Origin of the sequence: Dyadobacter sp., assembly GCF_017744695.1 — a bacterium.
Taxonomy (GTDB): domain Bacteria; phylum Bacteroidota; class Bacteroidia; order Cytophagales; family Spirosomataceae; genus Dyadobacter.
In genome coordinates this window covers 290,209-310,664 of record NZ_JAGIAS010000010.1, presented here as the reverse complement: position 1 = coordinate 310,664, position 20,456 = coordinate 290,209, and the positions used below count along the sequence as shown (strand labels likewise).

15 protein-coding genes are annotated in these 20,456 nt (G+C 50.1%); 5 read left to right on the top strand and 10 right to left on the bottom strand.

Features of this window, described 5'->3' with window-relative positions:
* Positions 1–267: 267 nt before the first annotated feature.
* Entirely contained in the window at positions 268–906 is a 639-nt protein-coding gene (locus J7619_RS29270) for a GntR family transcriptional regulator (protein ID WP_291207687.1), read from the bottom strand.
* A gap of 193 nt (positions 907–1,099) precedes the next feature.
* Between J7619_RS29270 and J7619_RS29265 the strand changes: the two genes are divergently transcribed.
* Positions 1,100–2,416: a glycoside hydrolase family 2 TIM barrel-domain containing protein gene (locus J7619_RS29265; protein ID WP_291207684.1), complete on the top strand. Its 1,317-nt coding sequence runs from the start codon at positions 1,100–1,102 to the stop codon at positions 2,414–2,416.
* Positions 2,413–5,361, top strand: coding sequence for a glycosyltransferase family 2 protein (locus tag J7619_RS29260; RefSeq protein ID WP_291207681.1), 2,949 nt, complete (start codon positions 2,413–2,415; stop codon positions 5,359–5,361). Before J7619_RS29265 ends, J7619_RS29260 begins: the two co-directional genes overlap by 4 nt.
* Here the strand turns inward: J7619_RS29260 and J7619_RS29255 are convergent.
* The 6 genes from J7619_RS29255 to J7619_RS29230 all read right to left on the bottom strand — a co-directional run bounded on the left by J7619_RS29255 (position 5,358) and on the right by J7619_RS29230 (position 11,956).
* On the bottom strand, positions 5,358–7,037 hold the full coding sequence (locus tag J7619_RS29255; protein WP_291207678.1) for a glycoside hydrolase family 26 protein: 1,680 nt from the start codon (positions 7,035–7,037) through the stop codon (positions 5,358–5,360). The two genes, J7619_RS29260 and J7619_RS29255, sit on opposite strands and share 4 nt — an antisense overlap.
* Positions 7,038–7,217: 180 nt before the next feature.
* Complete coding sequence (locus J7619_RS29250) at positions 7,218–7,550, bottom strand: hypothetical protein (protein ID WP_291207675.1); 333 nt, start codon at positions 7,548–7,550, stop codon at positions 7,218–7,220.
* Positions 7,551–7,778: 228 nt separating this feature from the next.
* Positions 7,779–8,951: a glutathionylspermidine synthase family protein gene (locus J7619_RS29245; protein WP_291207672.1), complete on the bottom strand. Its 1,173-nt coding sequence runs from the start codon at positions 8,949–8,951 to the stop codon at positions 7,779–7,781.
* Between the two features lie 90 nt (positions 8,952–9,041).
* Positions 9,042–9,656 carry a hypothetical protein gene (locus tag J7619_RS29240; protein ID WP_291207670.1) on the bottom strand — a complete coding sequence of 205 codons (615 nt, stop codon included), beginning with the start codon at positions 9,654–9,656 and terminating at the stop codon, positions 9,042–9,044.
* Positions 9,657–9,838: 182 nt separating this feature from the next.
* Positions 9,839–11,125 carry an aminotransferase class V-fold PLP-dependent enzyme gene (locus J7619_RS29235; protein ID WP_291207668.1) on the bottom strand — a complete coding sequence of 429 codons (1,287 nt, stop codon included), beginning with the start codon at positions 11,123–11,125 and terminating at the stop codon, positions 9,839–9,841.
* A gap of 66 nt (positions 11,126–11,191) precedes the next feature.
* Entirely contained in the window at positions 11,192–11,956 is a 765-nt protein-coding gene (locus tag J7619_RS29230; RefSeq protein ID WP_291207666.1) for a M23 family metallopeptidase, read from the bottom strand.
* Positions 11,957–12,118: 162 nt separating this feature from the next.
* Here J7619_RS29230 and J7619_RS29225 point away from each other — a divergent pair, with 162 nt between their 5' ends.
* The gene (locus J7619_RS29225; RefSeq protein WP_291207664.1) at positions 12,119–13,090 is read left to right on the top strand and encodes an aldo/keto reductase; all 972 of its coding nucleotides are present in this window, start codon (positions 12,119–12,121) and stop codon (positions 13,088–13,090) included.
* Positions 13,091–13,153: 63 nt separating this feature from the next.
* Here J7619_RS29225 and J7619_RS29220 read toward each other — a convergent pair whose 3' ends face one another.
* Positions 13,154–13,564: a DoxX family protein gene (locus J7619_RS29220; protein WP_291207662.1), complete on the bottom strand. Its 411-nt coding sequence runs from the start codon at positions 13,562–13,564 to the stop codon at positions 13,154–13,156.
* Positions 13,565–13,739: 175 nt separating this feature from the next.
* Between J7619_RS29220 and J7619_RS29215 the strand changes: the two genes are divergently transcribed.
* Positions 13,740–16,001: a TonB-dependent receptor gene (locus J7619_RS29215; protein ID WP_291207660.1), complete on the top strand. Its 2,262-nt coding sequence runs from the start codon at positions 13,740–13,742 to the stop codon at positions 15,999–16,001.
* Between the two features lie 146 nt (positions 16,002–16,147).
* The gene (locus J7619_RS29210) at positions 16,148–16,456 is read left to right on the top strand and encodes an isoamylase early set domain-containing protein (protein ID WP_106596881.1); all 309 of its coding nucleotides are present in this window, start codon (positions 16,148–16,150) and stop codon (positions 16,454–16,456) included.
* A gap of 142 nt (positions 16,457–16,598) precedes the next feature.
* Here the strand turns inward: J7619_RS29210 and J7619_RS29205 are convergent, their stop codons facing one another.
* Positions 16,599–17,519 carry a hydroxypyruvate isomerase family protein gene (locus J7619_RS29205; protein WP_291207657.1) on the bottom strand — a complete coding sequence of 307 codons (921 nt, stop codon included), beginning with the start codon at positions 17,517–17,519 and terminating at the stop codon, positions 16,599–16,601.
* Between the two features lie 81 nt (positions 17,520–17,600).
* The gene (locus J7619_RS29200) at positions 17,601–20,303 is read right to left on the bottom strand and encodes a PVC-type heme-binding CxxCH protein (RefSeq protein ID WP_291207656.1); all 2,703 of its coding nucleotides are present in this window, start codon (positions 20,301–20,303) and stop codon (positions 17,601–17,603) included.
* Positions 20,304–20,456 lie beyond the last annotated feature (153 nt).

Genomic DNA, 20,456 nt, shown 5'->3' with positions numbered 1-20,456 from the left:
AGGGCAACAGAAACCACCCATCCCGGACGGGGTGAGCACACAAGTAGCATTCGAATAATGTTAACAAATATATTATTTTTTTGTCAACAAAAAAATTTAGAAAAAATTATTGTTCCGCGTTTTCAGCAAATGATCTATCGCGAATACAGCGACCAGCCGAATGCCAGTGAACAACCATCCTGTTCAACAGAAAATCCTATGGCACAAAAAAGCCGGCTTCCAGTGAAAGAAGCCGGCTTGGGGAAAACAAAATAATTTACAGAACGGCTAAGCCAGGTCGATCGACGCTACTTCGCCACGTATCAAATGTTTCAGGAGTGCCTCCTCTGCGCGTTTGACATCACGGTCTTTGATACCCGCTACGATTTCACGATGTTCCTGATCGGTGAGCTCGTAGTCGTCCATATGCGTCTGTGTCTTGCCGAGCTTCTGATGAAACAAGGGAATATTGCTCGCCTGATACAACTCAACAAGCCTTTCATTACCAGCACATTCAATCAAAGTTTCATGAAATTTCACATCCGCCTCGCATGCCCCGCCAAAATACCCGCGCTCGACCATCGATGAAAAATCATCGCAAATACGGTCCAGCTCGGCCACCTGCTCAACCGTGACTTTCTGAATGAGCAACCGCAATGCGCCTATTTCCAGTATTTCGCGGAGCTCGCGGATCCTGTGGCTGTCCTCGAGGGTGAGCGTCTTCACAAAAAAACCTCCTTTTTCGCCTTGCACGATCAGTTGCTCGCCCAGCAACCTGGTTAATGCCTCCCGGATAGCCATTCTATTGACATCCAACTTCTTAGACCATTCATCCTCTTTCAGCCGCGTTCCAGAAGTAAGCTGGTTGGACAGTATCTTTTTCCGCAATTCCGTATATGCCCTGTTCGAGAGTGAGTCTTCCTTCATTTTAATGTAAACAAGAATTCAAAATTTAGTAAACCAAAACATTTATATAAAGGTAAGCAATATTCATAACTTCTGTATGTGCATACAATCTATCTACTTCTATGCCGATTTTAGAAACTATTTCTGTTTTAAGCCTTTTTTATCGTATTTTACTCTTTCAGAACTCAGCCTCAGGTTACAACTACACCCGACCTTGCTTATTCGTATCCACTCGCTATTGCTGTTAGCTTTGACGCTTTCCATTCTTTTGTCGGGGTGTTTGAGTGAAAAACAGCCAGACAAGTCGGCCAAAGTGTACATCGACCGCAAAGACGGCAAGTACACCGTTATAAGGAATGGAAAGCCCTACAACATCCGGGGCGCCGGAGGGGAATCCCATTTCCGCGAACTCCGCGACGCAGGCGGAAATACGTTGCGGACCTGGGATACGACCCATCTTGCACAAATTCTCGACAGCGCACAAACCCACGGGCTTGCGGTTATCGTAGGACTTCCGCTTCCCAACAGCGGCGATATCTCTTTTTACAATAATCCTGAAATTACCAAAACCCGGCATCGGTCATTGCAATCGCTTATCAAACGGTTCAGGAACCATCCTGCGGTACTGATGTGGTGTCTGGGCAATGAACTCGACTTCCCTTACAAATGGACGTACGGGAATTTTTACGATTCGTTCAACGAGCTCACGGACATGATCCATCGTGAAGATCCCGACCACCCGGTCACAACCACGATCTTGAATTTCAACCCGAAATACATCTTTAACATCAGGCTTCGCTGCAACATTGATGTGATCTCTTTTAACATTTTCGGGACCTTACCCTTGCTGCGTAAAGACCTCGAAGGGCTTACCTGGTTCTGGAAAGGACCCTACATGTTGCTCGAATGGGGTATCAACGGACCGTGGGAAGGCACCGAGCAGACGGCCTGGGGCGCCTACATAGAGGATACCAGCAAAAAGAAAGCCGACATTTACCAGCAACGTTACCGGCAGCACATGCCGCTGGAAGATCCGCGGTTCCTGGGCGCCTGCGTGTTCTTTTGGGGAAACAAGCAGGAAACTACCCACACCTGGTTCAGCTTGTTCGACGAGGCTGGTCACGCGTCCGAGGCCGTAGGCACCATGCAGGGCATCTGGACTGGCAAATCCACGCCGGCTATTTATCCTGAAATAAAATACATGCTGCTGAACAAGCAGGGGGCACGTGACAATGTACTGCTAAACCCCTCGACCACCGCTTCCGCCGAAGTGCTGCTCTTCAAGGGGCACGACCGTGTCCGCTCAATCCGGTGGCAAGTATTCAAAGAAGACTGGTACCGTAAAAACCATATCAACAGTACCCAGAAACTGGCGCCTGTCGCGACGACAGAAAGCACTGGTCAAAACCTCCGGCTCTCGTTTTCAGTCCCACGGGAGGAGGGTCCTTACCGGCTATTCGCAACGATTTACGACCAGGCTGGAAAGTTCGCTTCATGTAACACCCCTTTTTATGTTGTAAGCCCTCCATGAAGCAAGCACTATATGTAAAACCGCCTACCCGCAAGCAGTTGATCATGCTGCGGCTGATGATTTTCTTCGGATTGGCCTCGATGGGATTCTTCCTCTCCAGTGTCCTGTCCGAGTCGGTCAGAGGCTACGCGCCGTTGTATTGGATGCTCGTGGTCACGTTTGTTTTCACGTGCCTGAAAGTACTGCATGAATGGTACCATTACCTGTTCATTACCGTGCCTCCGACCCCGCCGTTGACGCACCGGTACACGGTCGATATTTTTACCACTTTCTGCGCCGGCGAGCCGTACGAAATGATTATCGAGACGCTGACGGCGATCCAGGCCATTACATACCCGCACGAAACCTACCTATGCGATGAAGCAGACGATCCTTACCTGCGTGACGTGTGTGCGCAGTTGGGCGTGCACCACGTGACGCGCACGGACAAGCGGAATGCAAAGGCGGGAAACATCAATAATGCACTACGCATTTCAAAGGGAGAACTCTGTGTGGTCCTCGATCCAGACCACGTCCCTTTTCCCGACTTCCTCGACCCGATCGTCTCCCATTTCGACAATCCTGAAATCGGTTATGTACAAATTGTGCAGGCCTATAAAAACCATGACGAAGGATTGATTGCCAAAGGCGCCGCCCAGCAGACTTACCAGTTTTATGGTCCGATGATGATGACTATGAACCACTATGGGACCGTGCTCGCCATAGGTGCAAACTGTACATTCCGTCGCACGGCGCTGGATTCCATAGGCGGACATGCAGCCGGGCTCGCCGAAGATATGCACACCTCCATGCAGCTGCACGCGAAGGGTTGGAAATCGGTGTACGTGCCTGCTGTACTGGCGCGGGGATTGGTTCCTTCGACGCTTTCGGCCTACTACAAGCAGCAGCTTAAATGGTCGCGCGGGGTATTCGATTTGTTCGTGCACGTGTATCCAAAATTGTTCTCCAAATTCACGTGGAGCCAGCGCATTCATTACGGCACGATCCCGCTTCACTATTTGTCGGGTTTCATTTTCCTGATCAATTTCCTGATCCCCGTTCTGGCACTGGTACTGGATGTGAGCCCGATGCATTTCGACCTTACCGATTTTATCTTGGTGAGCCTGCCAATGGTTTCCTGCGTGATCCTGATACGACATTTTGTACAATGGTGGGTTATGGAAGACGAAGAGCGGGGGTTTCATGTGGTAGGCGGCTTATTGATGATAGGAACCTGGTGGATATTCATCCTGGGCGTGCTGTACACGATTTCAGGGAAGAAAATCCCTTACGTACCCACACCCAAAGACGGCAATGAGGCTAATAACTGGCCGCTGAACATTCCTAACCTGGCAGTATTGGGCGTCTCGCTGCTGGCGATCGTATACGGCCTTTACCAGGACCTGAACCCGTATAATCTCATCATGGCAGGGTTCGCGGGGTTGAATTGCTTCTTCATGTGCTTTACGATCGCCGCAAGCCGCCAACAGCAGATCCGCGGGCTTTCGGGCTCGTCAGCCGCGTTGGACGCCGTTTTCAAGGCCATCAAGGAGCTGAAAGGGAACTTCTGGATTTTGCGGCGACGCATTTACAGCGGCGTCAGAACTTCCGCATTCCTGATCACAGTGCTGCTTATCAGCATTATCATCTATTTCCGGCGCTTCAACCCCAAACTGGAATACAACCTGGCCGTGGCCAAAGAAAACCAGGTATATGCGCTCAGTCTGACGAAGCAAAAAGTTCCACGCCACCCGGACGTACCTGCCCTCTTCCGTGCCATGGGCGTGCGCGAGCCGGATACGATTGGCATACCGGCGCTAAATCCGGTTGCTTTTTTCCAGGGAACGCGGGGAGTAAATTATACGAAAGGACATAACTGGTCGCGGAGGTATCCTGCATTTACGAAGCATGAGCTTCTGGCGGACCTCAGGCAAATGCGCAAAGCGGGTATCAATGCGATCCGGCATTTTGGCCCCGGCATTTATGATTACAATATCCTGATGGCAACCGGTCGCACCGGAATCCGGGTCCACTACACTTTCTGGGTACCCGAAACGCTCGATTTCGTGGCCGACCAAAGCGGTGCGGACGATTTTACGGATGAAATATTAACAACCGTAAGCCGGCTCCGAAGCCAAAAGCATATCGTTTCGTGGAACATCGGCAACGCAGCCATCCAGCGTCACCGACGGTCCGAGCGCACCGGGGAGCAAAAGCAATATTTGTATTGGTTAAAAAAGGTGAGTGAAGCGATTAAAAAGATCGACAACTCGCGCCCGGTAACGGTAGATCTCGAACTAAATGCCGAAACACAGCAGCTGGCCTACCTGATTAAACAGGTTTCTCCACAGATTGACGCATTCGGACTTGTTTTGACGGACGGCAGGAAACAGCCGGAAGAATCCGCTTTCCGGAAACTTGCAGTCCCGTTCTATTTCAGCTACATCGGCGCGGATGCTTTCGCCCATGCCCGGGAACGTCGCCCCGGAACCTTTATTTCCAACTGGCAGGACGAGAAGATATTTGAACAGGTAAGTTTTGATGGCCTGCACGATTATGCCGGCCGGCCAAAGCATTCCTTCCAGGTCCTTGAATCAATTTGGGGTGGCCAAAACACACCTCAGCCAGCCCCGCATTTTAAGATACTGAAACCCGCATTGGGCACTTTCGAAGGTTCCGCGCTGGATTACCACGCGATTGTTCTGCAAAATGGTCAATGGAAAGTTGTGAAAGAACCCACAAGCGGCACGCGGTTGGAATGGAAACTTGTCAGGACGGACGGCTTCAATAATCCGGTCGAAATGACGGACGTCGGCAATGGCCCCCGGTTGACTTTAACTATCCCGAAGCATCCGTCGCTTTACCGGCTGTATTTGTACGTGGTTCAGAATGGGACCGTGCAGGAAATCATCGAATCCCAGCTGAATACACCGCTGGAACCCGCACAAGAATCCCGTGGTCGTTAGCGACTTGCTTCCAGTGCTTCGACAAAACGATTAAATGTAGAGAGACTGATTCCCCAATCCGGCGCCGGAATATCACCCCAAACCTCCGGATTATCGGCGAGATTAAAGTAACATACGCCGGTAACTTCCTTATGCGCAGCCAACACCTCCGCTGCTTTTTCCAGCCATTCCGACTGGTAATCTTCCGCCCCTTTCACCCCGAATTCCGTAATAAAAATCGGCTTGGAGGCAAGACGCACACGCCACACCTTTCGGTTGAAAATGGTTTCAAAAGATTCCTGCTTCGTGTGATCGGTAATATTCTTGTCCGGCAGGCCATATATGGCAATGCTGACAACATCGACCACGTCGCTCCCGGGATACCACTCCATCGAACCTCTGTCTCCCGCTGGACCCCACACTTTTTTCACATTTTTGATACCCTTCCCTAAATCCATGAAATGCCGGAACGCCCTGATATACAAAGCCGGATCCTGGCTTTGCCAGGAATACCGATGAATGGGAATTTCCATTTCATGGGCAAACCGGACGTAAACCGGGAGGCTAGTCTTTGAAATAGTACTAAACAGCGATTTAAACTCTTCATCATAAACTCCCAGAGCTGTATTGCGCAACACCGACGAGTCTTTTCTAACCTTGCCGTCACGCCAGGGCTCCACGGTAACGATTGCCTCATGCCCGCGCCGCACTACCGCTTCAAAGTCCTTCGCAAAACCGCCGGTCTGGATGTTGCCCAGATCTACAAACAGGTGTTCCACCTGCACGGCTTTCGAACTGGTGAGGGCCTGTCGGGGATCGTATACGCCTAAAAGCGGTATGGCATTCGCTGCCCGTTCTATACGTTCGTTTGTCCCATATTGCTGAAAAAGAAATGCTGAATCCGGCCTCATGCTTTTGACAGCTTCTCTCAAATCCGTTTGCAGTGCATTCACAAGGCTATCGCCACCCGAAGCAAATACCCAAACCGGCTTATTCATGAACCGCGTCCGGATCAACTTTCTTCGGAGTGCCGTCCTGCGATCCGGGTCCGGCGGATATGCGGTAGCCGAAAGCTCACTCCGGCCATTGACTGAAATTCCAACGGCATCCACAACATCCTCCCCCGACCAATACTCCTCTGTCCCCGGATAACCGGCCGGCGACCACATCATTTGCAACTTAGGCTTTGCATTCCGGCAAATTTCAGCCACATGTCTGAACGCCTCGATGTAATCGGCCGGTGATTGATATTGCCATGAGTAGATTTGGACCGGCACTTCCATATCGGGATCCCAGCGGAGATAAATCTGTTTTCCTTCCGGTAACAAACTACATAGCAAGCGCAGCGCATCGTCGAACTCCCCGTCGGTCACCATACGTACCGCGTCCTCCTGCCCGGCCACGACAGTCAGTAACAAATCTTTGTCTGCTTTAAGATTTTTCAGCACGGCGGCAAGCGCTGTATCGGCCGTATTCGGGTATAGCTGAATTGAAATATGTTGAAGATCCGGTGTGGCAACGCCCAATGAATCGAGCCGATTGACATAACCCACCGGCTGCTCAGCGAAAGCAGCATTTAATACGTCTGTGGAATAACTATCGGATTTCGAAAACAGGGAAAATCGTATCCAATAAAACACGAGTACCCCGATCAATACCAGTCCCGCGGCTGGTAAGAGAACGCCTTTGGCCTTCATAAAGCTCTGAAAAGAATGCTGCGGGCTTAAATTAACAAATTCACCGGACCGTTATGCAAAAGACAGCAGGTAAGTATACAAAAAAGAACCGGGCGATGATCAGCCTCCGAAGAGTCCGACCATGCCCGGCTGACAGTGTGTGTTAATTTTAGTCCCTTACTTGGTGCTCCTGAACCGCTTCTAAACCAGCTCGCTTTCGTATTGCAAGCCAATGTGTGTTGGCGGATAACTCAGAATCCGGTTGAATTCGGTAATGGCCTGGTTGATCTGACGTTGGGTGATCCCGCTGTATTCCATCAAAAGATTTTTGGCCTGTTGCGCGCTGGACCGCTTCATTTTCCAGTATTGCGGGTGATTAACCCCGATAGGTGTGCGAAAGTATTTTTCTTTGGGTTCGCGGATTAAAATCTCGCAATCGGTATCGCGTTGCGGATTATCGTGGAGGAAGTAACTTTTTACAATGACTTTAACCTCCCTGCCGCTTTTTAGTTGAAAAATTTTCTCGTGAATCATGACTGGTCTTTTAAGTATTAAGGATCGATGAATATTGCTGAACTGCTGACAAAGTTTCCGGCTTCCTTAAAACTTTCATACCATCAGCGCCTGTAAAACTTTACACAAACTTCGCCGCTGCTCTGGAAATTTCAGCAAATTGATTAGTAAACGGTCGATTCAATGATCCTTCGGTAACAACCTGATTCAGAGATAAGTAAATTTACGTATTGCACTTTACGAATTACGCTAATCGATAATGTGACCCACAAACTGTGCCGTATTGTCCAAGATATTCCCGCCCCGTCTGAACCCAAGCGCGCATGTCTCACCAGCGTAAAACACACCAGCCTGATAGGTATTACCGTCGGCGTCGGTCGGAAGGGCGACATATTCCTGATAAATGCGTGATTGATCGTCGTACTCGCCCACCGCAGTTTCCAGTACCGCACCACTTTCGTCGTGGATGATCACATTCGCGCCCTCACGCCCCAGTAATACTTTGCTTACCGATTTTTTATGCGGCAATACCTGGTGCTCCGTTTGTAGAAGCAATGGATGATATGGGTAAAGGTCCCACAGGATTTTCAGAATGTATTTGGATTGGAACAACAATGTGTAGGCAGGGTTCAGGATCATCGCTTTCCTGTTTTTAACAATCTCCGTCAGCATTGCGGCGAGTTCCGGCTCATCACCACCGATATGTTCCCAAGGCACCAGTTTAAACCAGAAATCAAACCGCACGAAATGCCCGTGTTCCGGTTCCTGGTAGAATATGCCCTCGCCATTGGAAAATTCCACATCGTCGATATAGGCGAATTCGACGTCGAAACCCGCCTCTTTCGCGGCTTCCATCAACACCGCCACGTTGGTATCATCCTCGGGATAGCCGCGCATTGTCGAAAACAACATCGAAGGCGTTAGATCACTGTTTTCCTCCTTCAAATAGACAAACTGCCCTACCAGTGTTTCAAATAACGTATTAAATTGTCTCGATTCATCCATTCCATTCATCCGCAAATGCGCCCATTGCACGACGGCCGTTTCAGGAATGCAGGTCGCTGTATCCGCGTTGAATTCAATCAGCTTGACCGGTTCGTCGTTAAATCCTCCCGCAAGGTCGAAACGACCGTACAAATGGATTTGCCGGTCGTCGCTCCATGATAACTTGATCAACTCGACCAGGTTTTCCGGAATACCCATTTCTGCAAAAAGGTTCTGATCGATGGCGTGCTGCCCCGCTTCGATCAACATATCATATAATGTACCCGCAGCTTCATAATAGCTTTCTGCCTGCTGCTCGGTGACGGTCACCATATCGTTCACGACATACGGAGCCGTGTCGGTACCAAGCGCCCAATCCCATCCCGCTTTCTGCAATGCCGCTTGTGGCGGATTGGGCAATGATTTCAATTTTACCATTGTTGGAGTTTAAAGTTTACGAGTTAAGGTTTTATGAGTTCGTGAGTCAAGGCAGGCCTACCTGCTTTAAACTCATGAACTTTGAACTCCTTAGCCCCCGCTTCTGCCCGACGACGACCGCCCAAAGAAACCTTTACGGCCTCCCGAAGGTCTTGTCGTCACCGTACGTACCGAACGGGAACTTTCCACGCCCAGCGTAGCGCTGCGGGAGCTTGCCCAGGCGCCCGGGTTAGCATAAAACGACCTACTCCGTTCCGCATCCATTCTGTCGCGGTAGTTGTTCATATAGGAGTACGAAGAATTGCGGCCCAGTAAATAGCCCATTCCTCCATATAGCAGCATGCTCGAAAGCCCGCCGTGGTAGCCCATGTGCGGGTTCGAGCGGATTTCCTGGTCGATCAACGCCTTGGCGGCCATCGGGTTGAGGGTGTCTTTATGCCCATCCAGGTATGAAACGATCGCCACGGAACTATTAGCCGGGACGTTTTCCTCGCTGATGATCTTGAACTCGCCCGGACTTACTTCTTTGATGTAGGATCTGATCCCTTTCCCGTAGGTCGTTTCTTCATAACTGTATTCCGACTCGTCGTCATTCGAAGAACAGGAAACGAACGCGGTTCCCGACAGCAATGCCAGCGCCAATGCGCCACCCATGCCGATGTCTTTTACCTTCCTGATAAAAGAGCCCTTTCGTAACTGTGTCATAATCTTGATTTTCTATTGAGGATTTTTCAAAAGTAATGCATGAAAACCGTGGCAGATCCATGATTCGTGTCAGTGGTTTTTTCAGTGGATATCCTAACCTGTGGACTTACAGGCGGTAAAAAAATGAAGCATAGCCGGAAGCTAACCCGACTATGCTTCATGCACATTACCTTATCGTAGTATCAGGCCTTTTTTGCGATTTTCTCGATGGCGCCTACCAGTTTGTCCAGATCGCTGGTTTTTGTGTACACATGCGGCGTCACGCGCACGCAATGAATGTTTTCCCAATTGATACCCACGGTATGTATCTGATAATCCTTCATCAGTTTGCCGTCGAGCTCCTCGGGTTTCATGCCTTCGATGCTGACACCGGCGATCGCGCAGGAGAATTCCGGTTTCAATGAAGTATGGATCTTCACACCGGGGATTTGGGCAGCCTTTTCGGCCCAGTACTTTTTCAAATAATGAATCCGGTCCTGCTTGCGCTTGCTACCAATGCCTTCCTGAAAATTGATCGCCTCTCCTATCGCCTGCTCGATCGGGAAGCTACGCGTACCGAGCGTTTCAAACTTGCGGATATTGCCGCTTTTCGGCTCGCTGTTGCAAAGCAGCGGCCATATTTTCTCGATTTTATCCTTTTTGATCCACATCATTCCGCTTCCCACCGGTGCGCTCAGGAACTTGTGCAGGCTGGTACCGAAGTAGTCGCATTCAAGGTCAGGAACCTTGTAATCCAGCAACCCGAACGTGTGCGCACCGTCGCACACCACCTCAATTCCTTTGGCATGGGCCATCTGGGAAATTTCCTTGACCGGCATGATCTGCCCGACCCAGTTGATGATATGCGTCACATGGATGATTTTAGTCCTCGGGGTAATCGCATCGGCGTATGCTTTGACGATTTGCTCCTTGTTTTCAATCGGAAAATCAAAAGAAAGCTGCTTGTATACGATGCCATCCCGCATCTGGCGCTGTTTCCAGGCTTGCACCATGTTCGGATAATCCTGCAAAGTACCAATCACCTCATCGCCCTTTTCCAGCGGCAGGCCAAATATGATGGTATTCAATGCCTCAGTCGCATTGCGGTTGATCGCAATTTCCTCGGCATCAGTGCCAGCCAGCTTGGCCAGACGCTGACGGAGCGGCTCGCGGCCCTTATCCATAATGCGCCACATGTAATACGATGGGCCTTGCGCGGCAGCTTTGTTGTATTTGTCCAAAGCTTCCTGCACGACAATCGGCGAGGGTGACACCCCGCCATTGTTAAGGATAATGATTTCGCTTTTGCTGGCGGTGTAAGCATCCTGGATTACCGACCAGTATTCTTCATTGCTTTCGCTGGCGGGGTTCCAAAGTTGTTCTGCTTCGACGAATTGCTCTGCGTGGAGCTGGTTGAAAAGGCTGTTGATCCCGAAAGCACCCATACCGAGGGCAGCACTCTTCCGGAAAAAAGAACGGCGGTTGTTCATACAATTTTGTTTAAGGAATAGTAATGGAGTGAAGTACAATATATTGAATATCTACTTCAATCCCAATCACTCAGCCCCTAAACCATCTTTCACAGTCGCCTCTTTCAGCCATTCGTAGGTATTGGCGGGCATAGGCAACCCATCGGCATCGAGTTGCAGGAACATCAAATGCAAATGCGTGGGAGAGCGCTTCTGGTAGGCATTGTACCCGGTTCGCCCCATTTCTGAGATTTTGTCGCCGGCATTCACCCATTGGCCGGGCTGTACCTCTACGATATTATTATGGGCGTAATAGAAAAGGCCGTCGAGACAGGGATCGTAAATCCAGATCCAGTTGCCGCCGCGGTATTCACTATCGTATTTCCAGCTTGTTTCGGTGGCCACCACCAGGCCGGACGTGAATGCAAGCACGTCGATCGGCTGCCAGGTGCGGTCGTCGAGCACGTCCTGGTCTTTATCCCGCACAAAAAGATCATGGGCCGGATGGCTACCGGTCACATTCATGTCAAAAAGATCGAAACCGTTGGGCCGGTAACCGCGGCCTTTAGAACCAACCGACTCCCTGGCCGAGTAGCCTTTGATCGGGTAAACGAAGTAGGACGAGTCGATGGACCGGCAGGTGTCCCTTCTGAATTCAGCGCGCAGATTGCGCATAACGGCCCCAAATGCCGCACGGGCCGAATCGGGCGTGATCACATTATCGCGGATATCCATCTGGATCTGATGGAAAGTCCGGCAGTATTCTGCAATTTTATCGGAAGATTCACTCTGGTTCGTCAAACCGGCCACACAAATCACCAATACAAATCCGGCAATTCTTTTAATTGTCATCAACAATATGTTAATCAACCCCTTTTCTTTCACTTAAACCCTGTTTTTTGAGGAACGATAGCGAGAAGGCTCACTAATAAAAAAGCGCTGCAAAGGTATCCGTTCTATGTTAAAAAAATGCACAGAAGTTCTTTATTGGTCAAACACTAAAATCAGATTACAATGCAAAAACGTCGCTTTGGACGAACTGGCTGGGAAATCAGCGAAGTAGGTTATGGAATGTGGGGATTGGCGGGCTGGACAGGCTCCGACCGCAAGGAAACAGACGACTCCCTGGACCTGGCCGTCGAATCGGGTGTCAATTTCTTCGATACTGCCTGGGGCTATGGCGAGGGCCTGAGCGAGCGCATCCTCGGCGAGCTGATCAAGCGCAACCCCGACAAAAAGCTTTACGCCGCCACCAAAATACCGCCCAAAAACCGTCAATGGCCGTCGCGCCCCGAATTTGCGCTAAAAGACGTATTTCCAGCCGATTACATAGTCGAATACACTGAAAAAAGCCTTCAAAACCTCGGCACCGAGCAGATCGACCTGCTGCAATTCCATGTTTGGGAAGATGCCTGGGCCGAGGAAGACGAATGGAAGGAAGCGATCCAGAAATTAACCAAGGAAGGGAAAGTAGGTGCCTGGGGCATCAGTATCAACCGATGGGAACCGGACAACGCTTTGAAGACGCTCGAAACCGGTCTGATCGACGCCGTGCAGGTGATTTACAATATTTTCGACCAGGCCCCGGAAGATAACCTCTTCCCGCTTTGCCGGAAGCTCGACATCGGCGTAATCGCCCGTGTGCCTTTCGACGAAGGTACGCTCACCGGCACGCTGACCAAGGAAACGACATTCCCTGCCGACGACTGGCGTTCGACCTATTTCGTACCGGAAAACCTGAACGCCAGCGTGGATCACGCGGAGGCATTGCGCGCCGATATCCCGGCGGGTATGACGATGGCCGAGCTGGCATTGCGTTTTATCCTCAACAATCCTGACGTGCATACGACGATCCCGGGCATGCGCAGGCTCGCGAACGTGCGTGCGAATGTGGCCGTGAGCGATGGGGCAAAACTCGATGCGGCGGTGGCCGAAAAAATGAAAGCCCACCGCTGGGACCGCCGACCTACCAAATGGTCGCAATAGTTATTTAAACAAAATGCCTTCCCCATAACAGGAAGGCATTTTGCGTTTTAATACCCGGAATTCTTACCGATACAATTTCGCGTCCACCGAAAACCGCCCCGGACCTGTCAGGAATAATGTGATATAAGGAAAGAGGAACAGCAGGGCATGTTCCTTCATATCGAACGGGTCTTTGGCGTGGACGATCGTCGCCACTACCACCATCGTAATGATCAGCGGAATAAGCGCCGCCCGGGTCCCAAGGCCGAGGATAATGAGGATCGAACAACCGAACTCGGCGCAGATAGTCAATACATAGGACAACTCTTCGCCTATCCCGATCGGATCGGCAAATGAATGGTCGCCGCCGAGGAATGTGGTGAGCTTTGCGTAACCGTGCGTGAGCATGAGGCATGAGATCCCTACGCGCAGGAGCAGTACTCCCCAATCTGCCGAAGCAGGTAATTTGATCGGTTTCAGAAATCTTTTGAGCATAGTGAGTTAAACTGGTTTACAATTAATTTGGCATGGTTACAACGAATGTCATACCGCTGATAGTTTCCCCTCAATTCAACATAACCGAATTTTTAATTTTCATATATCAAGTTTTATTTTTAGGTTTGTCTAAATTTATATTCAGATAAAAGTAAATTAATAATTCGGCCGTACTATGAAGCTACGCATACTCTTGCTGTTCAGTTGTTTGCCACTAGGCGCCTGGGCCCAATTTTCGTTCTCCGGAAAGGTCTCATTGGAAGGCCAGGCCGATGCGGCATTCGGGGCGTCGGTTTATATACAGGAATTAAAAACCGGTACCACGGCCGACACGGCGGGTCATTTCCGACTTATAGGCATTCCGAAAGGAACTTATACGGTACGCGTGAGCTATGTATCGTTGCCGACCATTACAGAAAAGAATGTACGGATCGACAGGGATGTTACCAGGGATTTTGTCATGAAATCGGGCGCGAATGCCTTGGAAGAAGTGGTTGTGACGGGAACCATGAAAGAAGTTTCGAAGCTAGACAGCCCGGTGCCCGTCGATATTATCACTTCCAAATTCATTTATAAAAACCCTGTCCCCAGCATTTTTGAAGGGCTCAGCTATGTGAACGGCGTACGGCCCCAGCTGAATTGCAACGTCTGCAACACCGGTGATATTCATATTAACGGCCTCGAAGGGCCGTACACGATGGTCCTCATCGACGGTATGCCGATGGTGAGCGGGCTTTCCACAGTGTACGGGCTTTCGGGCATTCCCAATAGCCTGATCGAGCGCGTAGAGATTGTGAAGGGGCCTGCGTCTACACTATACGGTTCCGAGGCCGTAGGTGGATTGATTAATATTATTACTAAAAATCCTTCCAAAGCGCCGGTATTCTCCGCCGACGCATTTGGTACCACCTGGCGCGACTATAATGTGGACTTAGGGGTGAAGTTTTCTCCGGGTGCCAAAAGCAATTCTTTACTAGGTATTAATTATTTCAATTACCAGAACCCGATCGATAACAACAAGGACGGCTTCACCGACCTTACTCTTCAGAACCGCATTTCGATCTTCAACAAGTGGTCCTTCGACCTGAAAAACAACAGGCAGGCCAATGTGGCCGCGCGCTACTATTACGAAGACCGCTGGGGCGGGCAAACGCAATGGAACCGGTCGTACCGCGGTGGCGACGAGGTTTACGGGGAAAGTATTTATACCAAACGCTTCGAACTTTTAGGAAACTACCAGCTGCCGTTCAGCGAAAAAGTTACGTTGCAATATTCTTTCAGCTCACATAATCAGAACTCGGCATACGGCCATGTACCCTTCAATGCCGATCAGAAAATTGCATTCGCGCAGTTTTTGTGGGATAAGGAGATCGGCAAGCACAGCCTGCTGATGGGAACGCCCTTCCGCTACACTTTTTACAACGACAATACGCCCGCTACCCGCTACTCCGATGGACAGGACCGTGCCGATCAAATTTATCTGCCCGGTATATTCATTCAGGACGAGTTCAAAAACGGCCCGCATTCCGTTCTTTTAGGCGCGCGGTACGACTATAACAGCCGTCACGGAAGCATTTTCACGCCGAGAGCGGCTTACAAATACAAGTTCAATCAAACGGATGTGGTGCGGCTCAATATCGGCCGTGGTTTCCGGATCGTGAACCTGTTTACCGAAGACCACGCCGCATTGACCGGCTCACGTGAAGTCATTTTGAAAGAGGCATTAAAACCCGAACAAAGCTGGAATGCCAATATCAACTGGGTCAAAAAGATCGTGACAGGGAATTCATTCATCGGAATCGACGCTTCGGTATTCTATACTTATTTCACCAACCGCATCCTGCCCGACTACGACACCAATCCCAACGAAATCATTTACGATAACCTCGATGGCTACGCGGTTTCGAAGGGTATCAGTCTGAATATGGATTTCAATTTCCCCTTCCCATTGAAAATCATCGCCGGCGGTACTTATATGGATAACTTCCAGAAAGAAAACGGCGTACGTTTCAGGCCGGTACTGACCGAGAAGTTCACCGGAACCTGGTCCGTTTCCTACGAAATCCAGCGGGCAGGACTTTCATTCGACTATACAGGAAACATTTATGGCCCTATGCGCCTGCCTCTCCTGAGCGAGGAGGATCCGCGTGCGGCGAACTCACCGGTATGGTCTTTGCAGAATATCCAGGTAACCAAAAAATTTGACAATGGACTGGAAATCTACGGGGGAGTTAAAAACCTGCTCAACTTCACTCCGCCCGCCAATTCGATCGCCCGCGCCAATGATCCGTTCGACAAAAACGTAAAATTTGACGGGCAAGGACAGGTAATTGCAACACCCGATAACCCATACCGGCTGACGTTCGATCCGTCATACGTTTATGCGCCAAATCAGGGCATCAGGGCATTTTTGGGCATGAGATATACACTCAGATAGGTCGAAAGCGCGATATCAAAAAATGTCGCCTGAAATGTTATTATATAACTTTTCAAAGATCATAAACATTTAGCGTATTGATATTCATTGATTTGAATAATTTTTGATTGTATCTTTGTGCCATCAACCAATTAACACTACCAATTATGGCATTAGCAAAACAGTTTGTAAAAAGTAAGTCTGTTTTCAAAGTGACGTTTACAGTTCCTGCGGAGGCGGCTTCTGACGCGAAGAAAATTGCCCTCGTAGGTGAGTTCAATGGCTGGAATCCCGAAGAAGCGATCGCATTGAAAAAACAAAAAGACGGTTCATTCAAAACCAGCCTCGAACTGGGAGCCGGAGAATATCAGTTCCGCTACATCCTCGACGGAGAAAAATGGGAAAACGACTGGGCAGCCGACAAATATGTTCCTGCCGGCGTAGACGCTACCGAGAATTCGGTGGTGGTACTTTAAGGGCAGTAAGCTATAAGCCTTAGGCTGTAAGCTAATGAAAAACCGGGGCTGTATAGTCCCGGTTTTTTAATAAATATCGCAAAATCTATGCTTAAAGCATATAGCTTATAGCCTATTGCTTAATAGCCTAAAGCTTAAAGCCTTACATCGCAAAGCTATCACTCTCCACATACGCCTTGATCAGCGCTTCCTCGCCTTCTTTTCCTTGCTTTGAATTGCCATGTTCCATACCCATAATGAACGACTTACCTTCTTTCTTGCTACGGTCGTAAATGTATTTGAATATGTTTTTGTAGTTGATTTCACCGGTTGTCGGCTCTTTACGCCCCGGCTCGTCGCCGATCTGGAAGTAGTCGATCTCGCTCCATGTGCGGTCGATATTGTAAATCAGGCGGCCTTCATTTTTCTGCATGTGGTAAATGTCGTACAGAATCTTGCACGACTTGCTGTTTACACCACGGCAGATTTCATACGTCTGATCCGAAGTTCTCAGGAATAGGTTCGGGGAATCGCTCAACGGTTCGAGCACCATTACCAACCCGTGCGGTTCGAGGATTTCGGCACCACGGCGCAATGCGTCGATTACGTTCCCGGTTTGCACGCCGATCGGCAGGTTTCTTTCAAAATCACCCGGAACGACGGTCATCCATTTCGCATTCACGCGCTTCGCTACTTCCACCGCCTTTTTACAGCCATTGAGGAAGATGTCGATATATTCTTGCTTCCCAGCGGCGAGCGTATTAGCACCATTACCGCCTTTATCTACCACAAACACGCCCATTTCCATTCCTAAGCGGCTCATTTCTTTGGCAATGGCCTCCTGCTGCTCCACCGGACGGCCCATCATGCCGTTATCTTCCAATGCCATAAAACCCTGGTCTGCCATAAATTTAAGCTGGTCGATCAGGTCCTTTCCGGCACTGTTCTGGAACATCCCGAAGTGGGAAGCATATTTGAGCTTAAACTTGTTTTTGGCCATAGGAGCGGCGCCCAATGCATCTCCTGCTGCGATTGCGGCACCAGCCAAACCAAGAGTAGATTTTACAAAATTTCTGCGGAGCATAAATGTTTCGATGTTTTTGTTACAGATTGTAAAGATGTACAGTCCGGAAATATACCCCAAAATCGCCGCTCAATCTTCGTTCTACTGGTTTTTTCTCCGTTTCCGCCGTTCCTTCTTCCCACTTTTCGGCTCGTCTGCCGGAGCAGCTACCACTTCTTCCACAGGAGGTTTGGGTAAATAAGGGGCCAGCTGCGCCTTGATCTCCTCCCGGAACGCATTCTTGACTCCTTCCAATGCCGCTTCCTTCACCTCGCCGTCGATCTGGTTGCCCGTCAGCAGCTTCACCACAGCCTCCTCACCCGGCCAGCTCGCGCCCAGGTAACGTGCGGCATTCTTCCGCACGTTGATAGGCTCGCTCGCATTCAGCAATGTCGATCGCAGGAGATACACAGATTCCGCGCTACCGACGGTCTGAATCGACGCCAGTAGTGCCGACTTCTTCTCTTCATTCATACCCGCAAGCTTTTGCGTGACATACGAAATCCCCGCCTGTTCGAGCAGCAATGCGCCTGCATCACGCCCGATCACCTCATCGGATTTACTCAGAGCCAATTTCAGCAACCGGCCATTTTCCGATTCCAGCTCGTAGCGCGTCATCAGGTCAATGTAATGCTCGGTACCGTAAGTCTCGTCGAGAAGCTTGTTCAGCGCGGTTAGTCCCTGTTGGGAGTTGGTTACAAATGATTTATCCAAATGCAGCAATGCCAGCTTACTCACCTCGATCCTATCTGAGGAGGGCACATTCAGTACATTTAGCAACGCCTGCGTTTTCTCGTAACCCGCGTGAAAAAAGTCGAACGAACGGAAATAGCGCAACCTGCTTTTGAAACTCACCGACGTGTCGGCCGCAAGTTCACTCAAATACGGAATGGCCTTGCGTGTACGTGCAAGCCAGATTATATCCTTTCCGGCGTCGGTCAGCCATGGCTTGGGCCCCTGCCTTTCGAGCCAGGCGGGAAACAGACGTTCCCATTGATCGTAGGCACCAATGCTCAATGCCTCCACAGTCCAGCGGTCATTGCCTTTGTATTGTTTAGCCAGCTGCAACCACACGTCCAATGCCTCGTAGGTATGGTTATGGTTGATGGCCAATGCGCATTCGCGACGCACCTGCGGGTCGCGGTCGGAGGTGAGACGCTTGATATACTCTGTCGGATCGCTGTTCCGCTGGCGTACGGCGCGCAAAGCGGTAATACGCAAATTCGGGTTCAGCTCACGGAAAGCAATATCGAGGTTGCGATAATTAAAACCTTCTATCCGGTTCAGCACCCACAATGCACGGGCACGAAGTTTCGGATTACCGTTATACAATCTGAAAAGCTCTTCGAGAAACGGCTCCGCCGCCCAGCCGTGCTTCACACAGGCATTCCAGGCCAGGTAACGTTGCGACAAATTGGGGCTTTGCAATGCCTTTACCGCCTGCTCGGGTATCGACAAGTCGTACACAGGTATTTTGTAAGGTGTACCTGTCGGTGCAACACGGTAAATGCGACCACGGCTACGGTCTTTCATCTTGTTAGAACCCATCACCGGGTCATACCAATCAGAAATGATCAGCGAGCCATCCGGCGCCACGCAGACATCCGTCGGCCGGAACCATTTGTCCCGCTTACCTTCGAGCACGGGCAGAATACCGGTCGATTTATAGCCTGCTCCCTCATTCTGCACCGGAAATGCGCTCACATACCCCTGACCGGCATCGGCCAGCAAAATCTGGTCCCAATAGCGTCGCGGCAGCAAATCGCCTTCATAGATTGTCATACCCATCGGAAAACCCGAACCGGTTTCCAGCAAATCGGGTACCACTCCCGGGTCATTCTGGTGCCAGTGCCGGCGTGGGATTTCGTCTTCCAGGTTGGTACGGTTAAGGCGCCAGCTGGCACCGGTCATCTCATCGATATAACCGAAATTACCATTCTCCATCACATACGACACACGGTCGCCCCCATTCCCCGGCTCTTCCTGGTCCGACTGCCACATGGTACCATAGCTATCCACGGCTACTTCCCAGCCATTGCGGAAGTTTTCGGCCATAATCTCGACCTTCGTAAAATCCTGTTCGCAGCGAAAAACCACGCCTTGTTTGTATTGCCGAAAATCTATCTCCCTTTCATATTTATCGAGCAAGGGGCGATCCTGGCCGTCCACCAGTTGCCTTCCCGCATTACCGAAATTGAAATAAAACTTGCCATCCGGCCCGAATACGAATGCATGTACACCGGCGTCATTCTGCGAACCGCCGATGCCTTTGAAAAGAATCTCCTTCGTATCGGCTTTATCGTCGCCGTTGGTATCCGTAAAAAGCCACACGTACGGGCTTTGCGAAACAATCGCCTTGTTGCCCATTACCCAGATCCCCAGCGGCGCATTGAGTTCGGGGCCCTGGTAAAAGACCTTGGTGATATCTGCCTTTCCGTCGCCGTCCTTGTCCTCCATGATCACAATCCGGTCGCCCTGTCCTAGTTCCGATTTACCGTTTACAGCAGGCCGGTAATTGTACGCCTCGCATGCCCACACGCGCCCGCGGTGGTCGACGTCGATATTGATGGGATTAATCACATTGGGTTCCGAAGCAAAGAGTGTCGCTTCGAGCCCGTCGGCCGCTTGCAAGCCCGCCACCGCATTACGCGAGAAGCGCCGCTCTGTCTCCGACAGTGCCGCATAGGCGCTATCCGGATTAACAACCACTAGTGAATCAGCAACTTGACTAAAACCTTGAAATGAAAGGGAGGTAAAAAGAACCGCAGCACACCACGCAGATCTCACGATAGGGAATTGTTTCAAAACGAATTTTTGATGATGCAGATAATTTCAAAAAACGTTATAAAAATACCTCCTATTTCGGGAAATAAGAAATGCAGTTTCGGAAAAATGTAACCTTTCGGCTATTTGGAGTAGATTGATTTAAAGCTGGAAGGTGAGTAAATTACGTTACGA

Excerpts from the sequence above, each read along its gene's own strand:
- J7619_RS29220 (WP_291207662.1), bottom strand. The coding sequence starts at position 13,564 with ATGCTCAAAAGATTTCTGAAACCGATCAAATTACCTGCTTCGGCAGAT.
- J7619_RS29270 (WP_291207687.1), bottom strand. The coding sequence starts at position 906 with ATGAAGGAAGACTCACTCTCGAACAGGGCATATACGGAATTGCGGAAA.
- J7619_RS29235 (WP_291207668.1), bottom strand. The coding sequence starts at position 11,125 with ATGAACAACCGCCGTTCTTTTTTCCGGAAGAGTGCTGCCCTCGGTATG.
- J7619_RS29225 (WP_291207664.1), top strand. The coding sequence starts at position 12,119 with ATGCAAAAACGTCGCTTTGGACGAACTGGCTGGGAAATCAGCGAAGTA.
- J7619_RS29260 (WP_291207681.1), top strand. The coding sequence starts at position 2,413 with ATGAAGCAAGCACTATATGTAAAACCGCCTACCCGCAAGCAGTTGATC.
- J7619_RS29250 (WP_291207675.1), bottom strand. The coding sequence starts at position 7,550 with ATGATTCACGAGAAAATTTTTCAACTAAAAAGCGGCAGGGAGGTTAAA.
- J7619_RS29245 (WP_291207672.1), bottom strand. The coding sequence starts at position 8,951 with ATGGTAAAATTGAAATCATTGCCCAATCCGCCACAAGCGGCATTGCAG.
- J7619_RS29215 (WP_291207660.1), top strand. The coding sequence starts at position 13,740 with ATGAAGCTACGCATACTCTTGCTGTTCAGTTGTTTGCCACTAGGCGCC.
- J7619_RS29205 (WP_291207657.1), bottom strand. The coding sequence starts at position 17,519 with ATGCTCCGCAGAAATTTTGTAAAATCTACTCTTGGTTTGGCTGGTGCC.
- J7619_RS29210 (WP_106596881.1), top strand. The coding sequence starts at position 16,148 with ATGGCATTAGCAAAACAGTTTGTAAAAAGTAAGTCTGTTTTCAAAGTG.
- J7619_RS29240 (WP_291207670.1), bottom strand. The coding sequence starts at position 9,656 with ATGACACAGTTACGAAAGGGCTCTTTTATCAGGAAGGTAAAAGACATC.
- J7619_RS29230 (WP_291207666.1), bottom strand. The coding sequence starts at position 11,956 with ATGACAATTAAAAGAATTGCCGGATTTGTATTGGTGATTTGTGTGGCC.
- J7619_RS29255 (WP_291207678.1), bottom strand. The coding sequence starts at position 7,037 with ATGAAGGCCAAAGGCGTTCTCTTACCAGCCGCGGGACTGGTATTGATC.